The sequence below is a fragment of the Pedobacter sp. Leaf170 genome, assembly GCF_920984665.1.
GTDB lineage: Bacteria > Bacteroidota > Bacteroidia > Sphingobacteriales > Sphingobacteriaceae > Pedobacter.
On sequence record NZ_CAKLBP010000001.1, the window covers coordinates 113,216 to 128,272 of the forward strand.

Sequence of the window (15,057 nt, forward strand, 5' to 3'; positions counted from 1 at the left end):
ATGGAGATGAAAGGCAGGAAACAATGAGAAAGCACTTATAAAAATAAAAAGTAATTGATGATTGACTTACATGATTAGCACATTCTGCACTTAATTTATTCTGAATCTTCGCAATGTTGCCTAAGTTGTTTCGGCCCTTGAGGCCAAATGTAAGCGGTAGTTTGTTTTTTCCAACCCAAACGCTTGTAAAACTTATTGGCGCCGGGTGCGGCACTTAAGTTTACAAAATGGTAATCTTTTAATTCTGCATTTAAGGCATTAACAATGTAAGAACCTATTTTTTGTCCCTGATGGTCAGGATCTACCACAATATCTGCAAGCATTGCATAATAACGTCCATCGCCTATTACTCTGCCAAAAGCAATTAAAAGCTCGTTATGGTATATAAATAAAGTGCTTGTACTTTTGCGGAATGCAGACTCTATTTCTGAGGCAATGCGGTGTTTCCAGTTTATCTTCTGGAAGAGTTCTAATATACGTTCGAAGTTTATGGTGTCTAAATCAGGGTTCAATATCGATTGGAAATCAGCAGATATATCTATTTGGGTAGTCATTTTTTTTTTGAATGAGGTGTGAGTAGTTAAGCAAATGGCATTTAAAATTGCAATGTTAACACAAGCATATTAAAATTATATTTACTTTAAGGATTAAGTTAGTTTAAACAAAGTTACATTCGCCGCTTCTTTACCTTTGATAATTGTGTTGGCATTATGCTTTTCGATTATGGTTTAAAGCTATTCATTTATCCTTTCAATCTATGCCATCTTTTTAAATGCAGTAATATTACTGCCCATACTATATTTATACGTTTTGAGCAGAATAAATCTTTTAACCTACGCTATGTACATCATCTCCTTTTAGGCTGGCAATTTATTGGAAGTTGATATTGAAATGATTAATACTATGCAGCGAAACTCTTCCATCAAGACCATAAATTGCTACTTCTTATTTGAGTTTGATTTAGCAAAAGCTTTAGGTGTTCATATTCAGTCCGTCTTTCTCGTGTAAACGCCTGAAAATAAAGCTAGAACAAATGGTAAGGATACCAATAACCCAAAAGGTTTTTCTAAAGGCATCATGAATGTCTTCGGTCATTACCTTTACATCTCCCTGAAAAATCTTTAACACAATTAAACCAAATGCAACGCCAAAGCCAATGGCAAGTTGCTGATTAACCGATACTAACGAATTGCCACTACTGGTATGATATAGTCGTAAATCTGCAATGGAAATGGTATTCATCGCAGTAAACTGTATAGAATTAAAGAAACCCAATATGGCTATAATAGGAATGTAGTAGTAGATGGATTGGCTTACCAAAGGCAAACCCATACAGCATATTAAAACACCAATTATAAAGGTGTTTATCATTAACGTAGAACGATAGCCGAAACGGCGCAGAATTTTTATCACTCTGGATTTACCAAGCATGGCCGTTAAAGCCATCGGAGCAACCATCCAACCAGAAACCACGGCAGATTCATTATAGGCAATCTGCACCATCATAGGCAACAATAATGGAACTGAACTAATACCCAAGCGGGTAACCAGATTACCAAGAATGCCTACTCTGAAGGTTCTTACTTTAAATAAATTTAGTGGAAATATTGGGTTATCATCACTACGGGCATGGCGGTAGTAAAAATACATCAGCATGAAACCCAGTAGCAATACAAACAAGGCTGGCGTTACATAAACCTCGCTACCAAAAAGTTCTAAACCAATAGACAATGCCAGCGAAGCTGCTGCAAAAATTAAGAAGCCACGTAAATCAAAATCTATAACTGTAGAGCGATAATCGGGCATATATTTTAAACTAAGTGCAATACCAAGTATGCTCATTGGAACATTGATAAGAAATATCCAATGCCAGGATAAATAATCAACCATGTAGCCACCTACAAGCGGCCCTAATACCGGACCAATTAATGCCGGTATAATGGCAAAATTCATAGCATTGAGCAAATCTTTTTTGGCAAATGTTCTGATTAAGGCCAGTTTGCCAACGGGTGTCATCAGGCTGCCACCAACACCTTGTATCATTCTAGATAAAACCAGTTGTGTAAGGTTGGTAGAAAGCGAGCAACATAAAGAACCTAAACCAAATATAATGAGCGAGAAGATGAATATCTTTTTGGTGCCGAATTTATCTGCTAAAAAACCACTGATTGGCATAAAAACCGCCAGGGTTAAAACATATCCAATAATTGCATTCTGCATATTGAGTGGTGATTCATTTAAATCAGCGGCTACAGCACTTAATGAAGTATTTAAAATGGTAGAATCGAGCATCTGCATAAAAATAGCTGTTGCCAAAATAACCGGTAACATTTTTTTTGTTGCTTCCTGATTCGGTACTGTAATGGTTTTCTTCATAATGGCGTGTAATTCCTTAATCTATTGGAAGCTTTGGCAAGCCTTAAATTTCGGAATTATTTGAATTTGTAGGAACAACAAAACAGCATTAGAATGGTTTTTTGAGTTCTTTAATGCTTAATCAAAAATTTAACTATGAGTATCACCTCTTTAAAGCACACATAAAATATAAATAATTTAATTCCGAATGTTTTAAATTGCTTTAATATGCACTGAATTTCAATAACTTAACCTCATTAATTATTAAAAATATCGGCATAAAATAAACTTAATTTCTTAAGTTTAAATAAAAATTCAAGATGAAATCATTCCTAACCATCCTAATCGTAACGGTTACCAGCTTTGCTGGTTTCGCTCAAATTGATACAACAAGTTTTGCAAAAGAACGTGCAGAAATACGGACGTTGCTTCGCAATCAAAAACCAGGCACACTTATAGATTGCAATGATTTTATTGCCGTTGGTCCGAAAGGCGATATATCTTTTTCTCATGAACAATGGGTTGAGGTACAGAAGAAAGAAAAACTGATATTTAAATCTGTTCGCCCCATTCCCGGAAATGAATTTATAAGAATTTATGATGGTACCATGGCTGTGGTTAATTTATTAATTGAGGTTAAATTAGTAGTAGACAATAAAGATGTAGATATTAAAGTACGCAGACTTGAAGTTTACCATAAAAATGCAGGTAAATGGTGTAGAGTTGCAGGCCAGGGTACACAGGTAGATGAAAATTTGTTTCCGGTTAAAGGATAGCAGTAGTGTTTAATACTTAAAAATTATGAATTTTATTGATTAATCAGTGAAAATCTAGAAATATAAAAATGCAGTTTATGTTTAAAGCGAACAGAATAATTCTAAATCATACAATTTTGATTCTTACTGGTCCTTTGATATGATTCGTATCAATTCTGCTTCCTTTTTGAGTGATGATTACACGTCCGTCCTTTTCAAGTTCTATAGCAACTGCTAAAACTTCTTTCATATGCGTTCGCCAATCATCTAGAAATAAACCCCTTGCAATTTCTGATGGGCAAGTGCTTTTTTCTGGCCCGCGATTTTGAGCTGTAGAAATAATCGATTCAGCAATATTTTTTGGCTTTACCATATAAGTTTAACAATGCATCGCGACAATTGCTTTCATCTCTTAAATTAACTTCAGATACTCTAATGGTTTATCAGAAATGAATTTTCAATAAACTATATTTTTATTAAATTATACTTTTTGCCTTTGGTAGTCGCAAATTTCATGCTGTAACCACCGGCTGTTTTTTCGAGTTTTGCATTAACGCCCCTAATTGCAAAAGGCGTAGCAGATTGAACTTCGCAAGTATTTCCTAAAAGTGAAATAATTTCGGCATGATTTAATAAGCCGTTATCCCACGATATGGCGACTTCAAAACCACCACGGGCTCGCAATCCAGTAATGTTACCATTTTTCCATGCCTGTGGCAAGGCCGGTAATAATTGTATATTATTCAGGTGACTTTGCAAAAGCATTTCTGCCATTCCAGCTGTACCCGCAAAATTACCATCAATTTGAAAAGGTGGATGTGCATCGAAAAAGTTTGGATACGTTCCTCCCTGACGGCCATTGCCTTCAGAAACATCAACATAATTTAGCAGGCCTCTTATTAATTTGTAAGCATGGTCGCCATCTTTAAGTCTGGCCCACCAATTGATTTTCCAGCCTTTGCTCCACCCTGTGCCTAAATCAGTTCTAAGTTCAAGTGATTTTTTAGCAGCGGCAAAAAATTCGGGTGTTTTTTCTGTGATTTCGTAGCCCGGATATAGGCCATACAGGTGAGACGCGTGCCTGTGTAATAGATCTGTTTCCTTAAAATCTTTATACCATTCTTGTAAGCCTCCATTCTGCCCAACTTTTAGAGGATAAAGCCTTGCCTGTTTAGCAATTAAGGTATCTCTGAAAGATTTGTCGATACCCAAAATTTTGGCTGCTGCAATGGTGTTGGCAAATAAATCGCGAATGATAGACATATCCATTGTAGTGGCCATTGATAAACCTTGCTCTACCCCATTTTTATCGAAAAATTTATTTTCGGGAGAGGTTGAAGGCGCAGTAATCAGCAATCCTTCCTTATTTTCTACCAGCCAATCGATAGAAAATTCGGCAGCTCCTTTCATTAATGGATAGGCTTGTTCTTTTAAGAATTTTTTATCGCCAGTGTATAAATAGTGCTCCCATAAGTGTCTGGTTAACCAGTTGCCGCCCATATACCAATTCGCCCAAACCGGATCGCCATCACCACGGTCGCCAACCGGATTTGCAGTTGCCCATATTTCAGAATTATGGTGTGCAACCCATCCTCTGGTACCATAAAATTCTTTTGCAGTTTGCTTTCCGGTAACCGATAAATCCTTAATAAAATCGAATAAAGGCGTAGTTAATTCAGATAAATTTGTAACCTCCGAAGGCCAGTAATTCATTTGAGTATTAATATTTATCGTATAGTTTGAGCTCCATGGGGCACGTAATTCTTTATTCCAAATGCCTTGAAGGTTTGCTGGCGGGCTTCCGGGTTTCGAGGAAGAAATTAAAAGGTAACGTCCAAACTGAAAATATAGCGATTCCAAATCCGTATCCTTTGCGCCTTTACTGTAAGCTTTTAAGCGGGCATCAGATGGTAATTTAGTATTTTGGTTATCAATTCCTTTATTTAAGCTAAACTCAATCCTGTTAAAATATTGTTGGTAATCTTTTACATGTTCGGCTTTTAAAGATGCGTAAGATTGATTAATGCTGTTTGATATAAGTTTCGAAGCAATAGCATTTTCATCCTTACCTTCAGCATCGGGGCATTTATCAAAGCCGTTGAAACTTGTGGCTGCCGCAACGATGAGCATTACCTCAGTTGCATTGGAAACATGGATGCCAGTTGCGTCAATCTGCAGGGTTCCATCCTTTAATTTCGGACTAATTCTATATTGAAACCTCATACCATTACAACCAGATGTATCCTCCTGAACTATTGGCTGCCTGCCAGTAACGTTATAATAATTTGGATCTACATGAGCTGGTGCTTTCCCCATTAAAACCAGTGCCTTATCTTTTGAAACGACTGTATTTTTCAACAAGCTGTTTGCCGATACATCGAACGTTAAACCTCCAACTTTTGAAGAGGTTAGGTAAATAACGAGAACATTTTTATTTAAGGATGTAAAAGCTTCGCGGTTATAGATTACGCCATCTACCGAAAAACTTGTTTTTGATATGGCTTGAGAAATATCCAGTGTTCTTTTATAACTATTTGATGTTTTGCCCTTAAAAGATTGCTTTATAATCAAATTACCTAATGGCATGTAAGATTCTGTATAAAAGCCCTGCATTTTTTTAGCCAGCAAATTTGCCTTCGTAAAATTTTCCTCTTCAATCAGCGCTTTTCTTATTTCGGGTAAATAGGCTTTTGCACCCGGATTGATAACCTTTTTAACCGGTCCGCCGCTGTACAAGGTACTTTCGTTTAATTGGAAAAGTTCATTTTCGACACCACCAAAAACCATTGCTCCGATTTGGCCATTACCGATTGGTAAAGCTTGCGTCCATTCTTTTGCAGGTGCATCATACCATAGTTGTAAATTGTTTTGAGCAAAACTTGTTAACGATACAAAAAGTAAAATGGTAAGGGTTATATATCTCATAACTGGTTGCAGGGATTTAGGAAGTTTTTTTGACCCGAATTTATCAACTTATTTCACAATAATTCACAGCTACTTAAAAAAAATATGTATTATTTTAAATTGAAAAGCGGAAGCAAAAAAATCCCATTGAGCTAAAATTATATATCTTTATTACAGATTTATATACAATCCCTAAATAACTCACCTTAAAGGAAGAGTTACATTAATAAAATCTGCAATGCCGAACCGTTTCAATCAACAGCGATACTCACTGCTCAATGTAGACTACGTAGAACTTTCTTCAAATTGGCAATATGCTAACATCATAAGTCCTTACATAAGAATCTATTACATAAATGGCGGTAGTGGCTATCTCTCAGATGCAACCGGAAAGGTAATTCTTGAGGAAGGTTATTTATACTTAATTCCGAGTTTTACTATGATTACAATGGCTTGCGATACCACTTTAGCACAGTATTATGTGCAATTTTTTGATGATGAAGGTATTGGATATTCTATGTTGCAAGACATTAAATCGATTCAAAAAGTGCCGGCATCCGTATTAGATCATCATTTATTTAACAGACTTCTGAAGATTAATCCAGACCGGGGCATTCGTAAATCTTATGACCCTAAAAGTTACGAATATGAAGCCTTTTATACAGATTGTAAGCAATTAAATTATAAGCAGCATCCTGCAGTTTTTCATGAAACACAGGGCATACTGCAACAACTAAGTTCCAGGTTTTTAAATAAACAAACCGAAAGCAGAATCCATTACAACCACCATTCGAAAAAGATGGTTGAAACAGTAAATTACATCCTGGATAATTTGAATCTTGTTTTATCGGTTTCGCATCTTGCACAAAGGATAAACCACGATAGCGATTATTTTTCCCGACAATTTAAGCAACATACCGGGATGAGACCGATTAATTTCATTAACCAAAAACGTGTAGAACGGGCACAATACCTTATGGCTACAACTGCTTTAAACTACAGTCAGATTGCTACACAAATTGGATTTGATAATCTATCGTATTTTTCAAAAATGTTTAAAAGATTAACTGGTTTGGCTCCCGGAACGTATAAAAAACAGATGTATCCACCGCATTAACAAAAACATCTTTCCATAGTTATAATTTTTTTTAAAAAAAATTTGCAAAAAAAATGGCCACCATCTCAGGTAGCCATTCTCCTATTTTAAGTTATTTTAGAAATTGCTTGTAGTTGTTGTATCCCACCATAAACGTGATGCAATATCATCTTTACCAGAAGCTAAAAATGTAGATGCTTCAGTTACCGCAGCAGCATTACCTGTTCTTTCTGCCGGAACATAAACAATTCTTTTAATCCATTGATCTGAAGTGATAATACCCCAATCCGGGCTACTATCATTTTTAGCTACGTGCGGAATTTTAGGGTAACCTGTTCTTCTAAAATCTACCCAAGCCTCTAACGTATTTGTAAAAGTGGAGAGATATTTTTGAGTGATAATTTTCTCAAGTTTTAACTCGTTAGAATCTCCTGCATTCCAGGCAACTGTAACGGTAGAAAGTGCGGTAAAACTATTTCTCGCATCTTTAGGGTCGATGTAATTAATTGGTTTGCTAGTTGCATCTGCTAAGTAAGCATCAACACCAGCAGCTCCCCAATCAGAAAATGAAAGTCTAACACCATTCTCGTAATTTGTTTTGGCATCACCTGCGTTAGCCCAGCCTCTTAAAGCAGCTTCAGCCTTTAAAAATGAAATTTCTGCAGCTGTAAACCCTCTTCGGTTTTGAACAGTTTTAAAATCAGAACTTACTGTAGAATAAGAGATTCTATCATCTTTTGCATTGATAAAAGCCCCACTACGAATACCTTTGTATTTATAAGTCGGGTGGTCTGTTACTAACGAAGCATCAGTAACTTCATTAAAATATTTAGCCATACGTCCGTCTTTTAAACCTACCATAAAAGATTCCATAGTTGCACCCATACGTGTATCACCCCAATCAAAACTGATCATAGAAACCGGCATTACGTTACCATTTAATGGAATCATAAAGTTTTCTGAATTGGCGCTAATTAATCCAACAGGATCTGCCAAAGCTTTTTCACCTTGCGTTTTAGCCACTGCAGGACTTACTTTTACTAAACGCATTGCCAAACGAAGACGAACGGAGTTAATCAATTTTAACCATGAGGCTATGCTGCCTTTGTAACTTGGATCGAATTTAGCGAAGCCAGTGTAATTAGGACTTGCTTTGAAGTTTGCTTCAATTTGATCTAATTGAGTAAACATGTTGTTGTACAAATCAGATTCTTTATCGTATTTGATTGTACCTAAACCTGCAGTTCCGTAATTTGAGAAAATAACAGGGCCATGAATAGCCGTTAATTTAGATATTGCCAATATTCTAACAAATTTTGCCCAATCGCCAAAAAGCGGAAGATTTTTTTCCTGAGCCAATTGAATTACTTGTTTAGAAGGCGACATAACACTTCCATAAACACGATTCCAGTAAGCATCAATCCAACGTAAGTAATAAGTTGTATTGTTTACACCACCAACATATGGCGTAGGTGCACCCATATAACCCATCCAATTATCATAACATAAATCTTCTTCAATTTGATGACCCATAAGGTTGAATAACATTACAGAGAAAGAAGAGCCTACCAGATTAAAATCCTGTTCTAAAAGCTTATCTGTTATTTGATTGGGATTTGTATTAATTTCTTCGAAATTTTTGGTGCAGGAATTGAATAAAATCAAAGCGAGCACCACTAAACATATTTTTTTCATCACTTTATTTATTAAAAGTTCAATTTTAAATTAAATCCATAAGAACGGGTTGCAGGAACAGCAAAAACATCATTTGCCTGGTTGCTATTACTTGTGCTCATTGCTTGTTCCGGATCGAAAGGCGCTTTTTTATAGAAGAAGAATAAGTTTCTGCCTACTAATGAAACAGATGCAGATTTAAAGGTAGAGCCTTTAAGTGGAATGTTATATGCTAATGAAACCTGCGCTAAACGCACATTGGTTCTGGAGAACACATAAGGTTCCATAATTCCGTTTCTATCACCAATTACGCTGTAGTAAACTTCCGGATCTATTGAAGTAACAGGTGTTGTACCTTGAATAGCATTAATTGGCATAGTGGTTCCTGCATCGCGAATTTCACCAGTTCTTTTACTAACACCATACGAATCTAAGAATGCTTCTGTTTTTGAAAATGCTACACCACCAAACTTAGCTGTAACTAAAGCACTTAAGCTGAAATCTTTGTATGTAAATGTATTGTTCCAACCTGCTATAAAATTCGGGTTAAGATTTCCGACATATTCCTGGTTTGTGGTCCTTGTTGGCTTACCATCAGTATCTAATATAATTTGCCCGGCAGCGTTACGTGCCAGTTTGTAGATGTACAAATCGTTGAAAGAACCACCAGATTTAATAATGGAGTTAAAACCTTCATCATTACTACCAACCTGATAATTAGGATTATCTGCAATAAGCTCTACAATTTTATTTTTATTTTGAGATAAATTCACAGTAGAATTCCATTTGAAATTATCAGTTTTGATAGGGTCGCCACCTAAAGTTAACTCAAAGCCCTGATTGTTCACCTTACCTGCATTAACGTAATAGAAAGTATAACCAGATCCCGAAGGCGCAGTTAAAGAAAGAAACTGATTAGTGCTTGAATTTTTATAATAAGTAAAATCTAAATTTAACCTATCATTAAAGAAACGGGATTCTAAACCAATCTCATTACTGATAACTTTCTCAGGAACCAATGTAGCAAATGGAGTTTGTGTATTTCTGTTGATACCACCTATACCATCCGGACCACCAGCACCACCAATGGTGTTACCAGGATTTACAATATTATATGGCACTTCGTTCCCAACTCTTGAGGTTGAACCTCTTAATTTTAAGAAGCTGATTGCTTTTGGCAGTGAAACCATTTGGCTAATAATGGCTGATAAACCTGCCGAATAGTAGAAGTATGAATCGTTACCCGTGGTAGCTAATGTAGAAGCATAATCATTACGACCGGCTAAATCTAAATACAACATATCTTTAAATCCTAATGATGCATTGGCAAACAAACCCTGTTTTTGAACCCGGCTAAATGTTTGGTTAACTACCAAATTATATGGTAAGTTAGCAAAACTGTAAAAGTTAGGGTATTGCAATGGCACAGTTCCGTTACTGAATGTCATTCCATCATTAAAAGTATAATCTTGAATACTTGCGCCTAAAACACTGTTTAAACTAAATTTACCAAAGGTATTATCATAGTTCAAAATCGCATCTCCATATAAAGCCTTATCGTTGTACTTTGAATAATTCCAGCTACCATTACTACTTACACTTACCGAGTTACCACCGGCAGCATAACGATAATCTAATAACCTATCGTTGTAATCAATGTTTCCTCTTACATCAAATCTGAAGTGAGGCAGGAAAGAATACGAAGCCTTTGCTGTAGCAATTACCCTATGGCTTGTTGTAAGTTTAGGGTCGTTATAAAGTTCCCAATACGGATTATTTTGTTTTTCTTCTGTAGAATACCAGTTCTGTCTGAATAAATTTCTGGTTGTATCAAAGATTTGATAATTGTTTTTGAAACTGTCGAAATCACGTTCACGTGCGAAAAGGTATAAACCTGTTAGGGGGTTATTATAATAACCTGCACCCGGACGATTTTTTGATTTCTCATAAGAGAATCTTACGTTTCCGCTTAAAACCAATTTATCATCAAATAATTTAGTTTCCTGACTTAGAGTAACATTATGTTTATTGTATGTACTTGTAGGTACAACGCCAGTTGCATAGTTATTTCCGTAAGAAAAATAGTTTGTTGTTTTTTCATTTCCTCCTGATACAGAAATAGTGTTAATGGTGTTTACACCAGTTTGGAAAAAATCTTCGATATAGCCACTTTGATAGTTGCCTTTTGTTTTAGACCAACTTCTATCGTTACCGCCAACAGCTCCATAATTGTACTGAAACTCTGGTAATGTAGCAACTGAGCTAAAATTGGTTGTAGAGTTTAAAGCAATAGCAATCTTACCAGCCTGTCCTTTTTTTGTATTAATTAAGATTACACCATTAGCGCCTTGGCTACCATATAAAATTGCACCATTTGCGCCTCTTAATATCGTTACCGATTCAAAATCATCCTGGTTTAACGCTGATAAACCATCTCCAGCATCTGTACCACCATAAGAGCCTGGCTGTCCGCCTTTATTGTTTACTACCGGTACACCATCAATAACAAATAGTGCTTCACTACTCCCTGCAATAGATTTAGAACCCCTTAAAACAGTTTTTGTAGAACCACCAACACCCGAATTGCTAATACCCACATCTACACCGGCTGCCTTACCACTTAAAGCCTCCATAAAGTTTGGCGCACCTGCTTTGGTTAACTCAACCGCGTTAAGTTGTTGTGCAGCATAGGTTAATGCTTTTTTCTCACGCTTTACACCTAAAGCGGTTACAACAACTTCATTTAAATTGGCACTTCCCGATGGTAAAAGTTTTATCGTAACATTAGTTAAGTTACTGATATTTACTTCCTGCGGTGTCATGCCGATATAAGAAATAACTAAAACAGTAGCATTATCAGGAATGTTAAAGGAGAACTTACCATCAGCATCTGTTACTGTTTTAGCATTCGTGCCTTTAGCAACTACTGTAGCACCAGGCAGTGGACTACCAGTTTCATCTGTTACTAAGCCAGTTATTGGTTTAAAAAAATTCATTTTGGTGCTGCCCGTGTATTTAGCGGCTTCCAAAGATTTCAGAATCACGTTCTTTGCATTAGTACCCTTTGCACTTGCTAAAGTTGGCAAACCGATTACTGAAGCACTCAGCAAAGCAAATTTGAGTACGTTTCTGGTTGTGCTAGAAAACATTTTTTCTTTAACACAGTTGCTGGAATAAATATCCCTCATGTTCATACTGGTTGGTTAGTTATTTAGTTTTAGGTTGATTATATATTAGTTTCTCAGAATTCGAATTTGCTAGTGCACAATTAAACTAAAACGTTTTATGCATATTTTAAAGCTTTATTCTTTCTGAAAGAAATTAATCAATTTGGTTTTTGAGTATTTAGTTTGTCGGCTGCTGGCAATCAGAATATAATATTGAATAAAACAATCCTCAAATACTTATATTTTGCTTGATACTAGTAAAGCTTTAGTTAATAATTTTTTCTGTTCAGATACTTATCGAGATAAATGGGATGATTCGTATCGACTATTGTAAAATTGTGTAACAAACTTATTATATAATTTTTATTAATGTTTGTACCAAAAAGAAAATTTGTTGTACAAATCCGACTTATTCAACCAAAAAGTGACCTTAGATTAAAATAGTTTTATCTGTTTAACCTTTCAATAAAAACCAAAGCATTTTAATGAAACGCTTAAAAAAAGATTATGCTGATTTATGAAATGGTTATTTAAAATCAGGAACTGGAAATAAATAGCCGCCAAATAAAATGTACGACCATAAAAGTGTCCAGATGATGTTAAAAATCTGAGCCGTAACAAATGTAAGCGCTGGTTTTCCGCCTTGCAACTTAACCAACGATGAGAATTTAGCTTCCATTCCTATCGCGATAAACGCTAAGGCAAACCAAATGGTTCGAATACCATTTAAGGTAGGTGCTACACTTTTAGCTGTTTCTACAGATAATAGAAAAGAAAACACAAGTGAAGCGCCAATAAAACCTAAAACAAATTTCGGAAAGCGCTCCCAAACAATTTGCAAGCCAGGCTTTTCAACTTTTGCAGCTTCTATTGCTACGCCATCAGTTTTTGGTTTTTTGTAAGCCCACCAAATGGCAATAAAAAAAGCAGCTACACCAATAAAAACATTTTGCGAAAATTTTGCAATTACACCTGCTTTAACGGCTATTGGTCCAATTAAATCTCCGGCAGCGGTTACTGTTGCAGTAGTATCAAGGGTTCCACCTAACCATGCTCCGCCAATCACTTCAGGAATGTTGAAATATTTCACCATCCATGGTAAAATAATCATCATCGGTATAGCCATTATTAGCACAAGCGTTGTTACATAAGAAAGTTTCTTTTTGTCTCCGTTGATGGCACCCGCTGCAACAATTGCTGCAGAAACGCCGCAAATAGACACTGCTGAGGCGAGGATAATTCCAAATTCATCATCTACTTTAAGTTTTCTGCTTAACCATAAAGAGAAAAACCAAACCGCAGTCACCACAATAATAGCCTGTATTATACCCGGCAAGCCCGCTTTAATTAAATCTGCAGAAAGTATAGTTGTACCTAAAATAACCAGTCCGGTTTTAATGTAAAACTCAGATCGTACTGCTTCCTTTAACCATTTTGGCAAATTAAAAAGATTACCCAGTATAATTCCGATTAGAAGCGCAAATACCACATATTCCAAACCGTAATAGGCTACATTTTTATTTCCTCCTATGATAAACGAAAGTGTTGCCAACATGTAAATCAATATAAAACCCTTTGCAAAGCGAATTAGATTTCCTCCGGATAATTGAATTGCAATTCCGGCTAATGCTAAAAATGCAAGGCCGGTTTTAATGATAAGCCAGAGATTGTTTGTAGAAAGAATTTTATCAAATAAATCTGACTGGTTGCTCCATTTATAAACCGGCAAATTCAAACTTGCAGCATTAACTTTAAGCAATAAAACAATAGCAATAATAAATGCACCCAAAATTAAAGCCCACCAATCTTCGGTAATGGATTTTAAAAACGTTTTCTTATCAGGCGTAATCCCCGATTCAGTTAAAGAACTGCTATTTGCTAAGTTTTGGTTTTTTACAGACATTTTTTACAGGTTGATGATTCTAATACGGTTTAATAGCAATAATTTAAAAGTGTTTTTTGCAAGTAATAAAGGAATGAAAATAGTTATTACGCACCAAATATTGCTTCTTTATATACATTGTTCAGCTAAAATGATACAAATTGCATTCGGCTTAAAGTTTCTGAACACACCAGGTAGTCATACACCTTAAATTCTGCACATTGGTTGTTTTAATTGGTTCGTGCAAAACACCACCTAAGGTTTTGGTTAGCTTTAAAAGCATATCCTGATTTACTAGAAATCTTTCAGATTCATCGGGTAAAATGTATCTGCCATTACCAATTGGTTGCACTAAAGATTCGATACCAATATCAGAAGCTAAACGAACGAAAAGAAAACCACCTTTTCGCAACACCTTCCACATAGCACTGAGCATGGTTTCGAAATGCTGTTGATTATTTGCGAAATGCAAAACAGCACTGCTGATAACCAAATCAAAAAAATTTTCTTTAAATGGCATTAGCGCTACATCACCAATAAGAAAATGATTTTTTAAGCTTTGCCGTGATAAACTCAAAGCCAGTTGCTTGACCGATTCTATTGCATCTGGATTGTTATCAATTGCATAAACATCGCAGCCGCTACGTAAAAAGAATTCAATATTCTTACCGCTACCGCAACCCGCATCTAAAATGCGCTGACAGTTTGCATAAGTACCTTTCATCAGTTGGTCGAAAAGATAAATGTCGATATTTCCGTAAATATTTTGGATAGACTCCATAGCTTTAATCATCATTATAAAGATATAAAACATGATTTGATATGTGGTTAACAAACCCTGATATAGATATTCAAAATATTTCGTAACCTTTTTGAAATCTCATTGTTATTAATATCTACCCATATACAATTATGACGACTAAAGAATATATCTATATCCCTTTTAATAAATCAGTAAATAACTATTTGCATGAAATGGAGTTAATCTCTACTGGCTTGTTTCACGTTAAAACAGTTTTAAGCAAGGATAATAAAACGCTAAGCATTGAGAGAGAAGATGAAAATCTGGTATCCATAATTGTAAATCCTGTTTATGCAATTATTACCAAATTGGCAGAAAGCGACATAGCAAAAGAGATTTACGAAACCATAAAGCAAAACACAAAACGCGTTTGTAATTAAGCGATAAATAGGTAAAAGCTGAGTTTTAAAAATTTATTTATG

At 35.6% G+C, this 15,057-nt stretch carries 11 protein-coding genes; 3 read left to right on the top strand and 8 right to left on the bottom strand.

What is annotated here, in order from left to right; translation table 11 throughout:
- Positions 1–95: 95 nt before the first annotated feature.
- Both LUA90_RS00455 and LUA90_RS00460 read right to left on the bottom strand, forming a co-directional pair.
- The gene (locus LUA90_RS00455) at positions 96–554 is read right to left on the bottom strand and encodes a GNAT family N-acetyltransferase (protein WP_231489759.1); all 459 of its coding nucleotides are present in this window, start codon (positions 552–554) and stop codon (positions 96–98) included.
- A 418-nt stretch (positions 555–972) separates the two neighbouring features.
- Positions 973–2,376, bottom strand: coding sequence for an MFS transporter (locus LUA90_RS00460; RefSeq protein ID WP_231489760.1), 1,404 nt, complete (start codon positions 2,374–2,376; stop codon positions 973–975).
- 299 nt (positions 2,377–2,675) lie between these two features.
- On the opposite strand from LUA90_RS00460, the gene LUA90_RS00465 reads away from it, so the two are divergent.
- Positions 2,676–3,131: a nuclear transport factor 2 family protein gene (locus tag LUA90_RS00465; RefSeq protein WP_231460257.1), complete on the top strand. Its 456-nt coding sequence runs from the start codon at positions 2,676–2,678 to the stop codon at positions 3,129–3,131.
- Positions 3,132–3,237: 106 nt separating this feature from the next.
- On the opposite strand, the gene LUA90_RS00470 is transcribed toward LUA90_RS00465, so the two are convergent.
- Together LUA90_RS00470 and LUA90_RS00475 are read right to left on the bottom strand one after the other, a co-directional pair.
- The gene (locus LUA90_RS00470; protein WP_231489761.1) at positions 3,238–3,483 is read right to left on the bottom strand and encodes a DUF3253 domain-containing protein; all 246 of its coding nucleotides are present in this window, start codon (positions 3,481–3,483) and stop codon (positions 3,238–3,240) included.
- A 92-nt stretch (positions 3,484–3,575) separates the two neighbouring features.
- Complete coding sequence (locus tag LUA90_RS00475) at positions 3,576–6,035, bottom strand: glycoside hydrolase N-terminal domain-containing protein (protein ID WP_231489762.1); 2,460 nt, start codon at positions 6,033–6,035, stop codon at positions 3,576–3,578.
- A gap of 217 nt (positions 6,036–6,252) precedes the next feature.
- On the opposite strand from LUA90_RS00475, the gene LUA90_RS00480 reads away from it, so the two are divergent.
- Positions 6,253–7,131, top strand: a complete 879-nt coding sequence (locus LUA90_RS00480) for an AraC family transcriptional regulator (protein WP_231489763.1) — start codon at positions 6,253–6,255, stop codon at positions 7,129–7,131.
- A gap of 96 nt (positions 7,132–7,227) precedes the next feature.
- On the opposite strand, the gene LUA90_RS00485 is transcribed toward LUA90_RS00480, so the two are convergent.
- The 4 genes from LUA90_RS00485 to LUA90_RS00500 all read right to left on the bottom strand — a co-directional run bounded on the left by LUA90_RS00485 (position 7,228) and on the right by LUA90_RS00500 (position 14,629).
- Positions 7,228–8,805 (bottom strand): SusD/RagB family nutrient-binding outer membrane lipoprotein, encoded by a 1,578-nt coding sequence (locus LUA90_RS00485; RefSeq protein ID WP_231460253.1) that lies wholly within the window; start codon positions 8,803–8,805, stop codon positions 7,228–7,230.
- Positions 8,806–8,816: 11 nt separating this feature from the next.
- Positions 8,817–11,933, bottom strand: a complete 3,117-nt coding sequence (locus LUA90_RS00490; protein WP_231489764.1) for a SusC/RagA family TonB-linked outer membrane protein — start codon at positions 11,931–11,933, stop codon at positions 8,817–8,819.
- A gap of 544 nt (positions 11,934–12,477) precedes the next feature.
- A complete protein-coding gene (locus LUA90_RS00495; RefSeq protein ID WP_231489765.1) occupies positions 12,478–13,854 on the bottom strand; it encodes a YeiH family protein in 1,377 nt (458 codons plus the stop codon).
- Between the two features lie 151 nt (positions 13,855–14,005).
- Positions 14,006–14,629, bottom strand: a complete 624-nt coding sequence (locus LUA90_RS00500; protein WP_231489766.1) for a class I SAM-dependent methyltransferase — start codon at positions 14,627–14,629, stop codon at positions 14,006–14,008.
- Between the two features lie 116 nt (positions 14,630–14,745).
- On the opposite strand from LUA90_RS00500, the gene LUA90_RS00505 reads away from it, so the two are divergent.
- Positions 14,746–15,015 (top strand): hypothetical protein, encoded by a 270-nt coding sequence (locus LUA90_RS00505; protein WP_231460249.1) that lies wholly within the window; start codon positions 14,746–14,748, stop codon positions 15,013–15,015.
- The last annotated feature ends 42 nt before the right edge of the window (positions 15,016–15,057 follow it).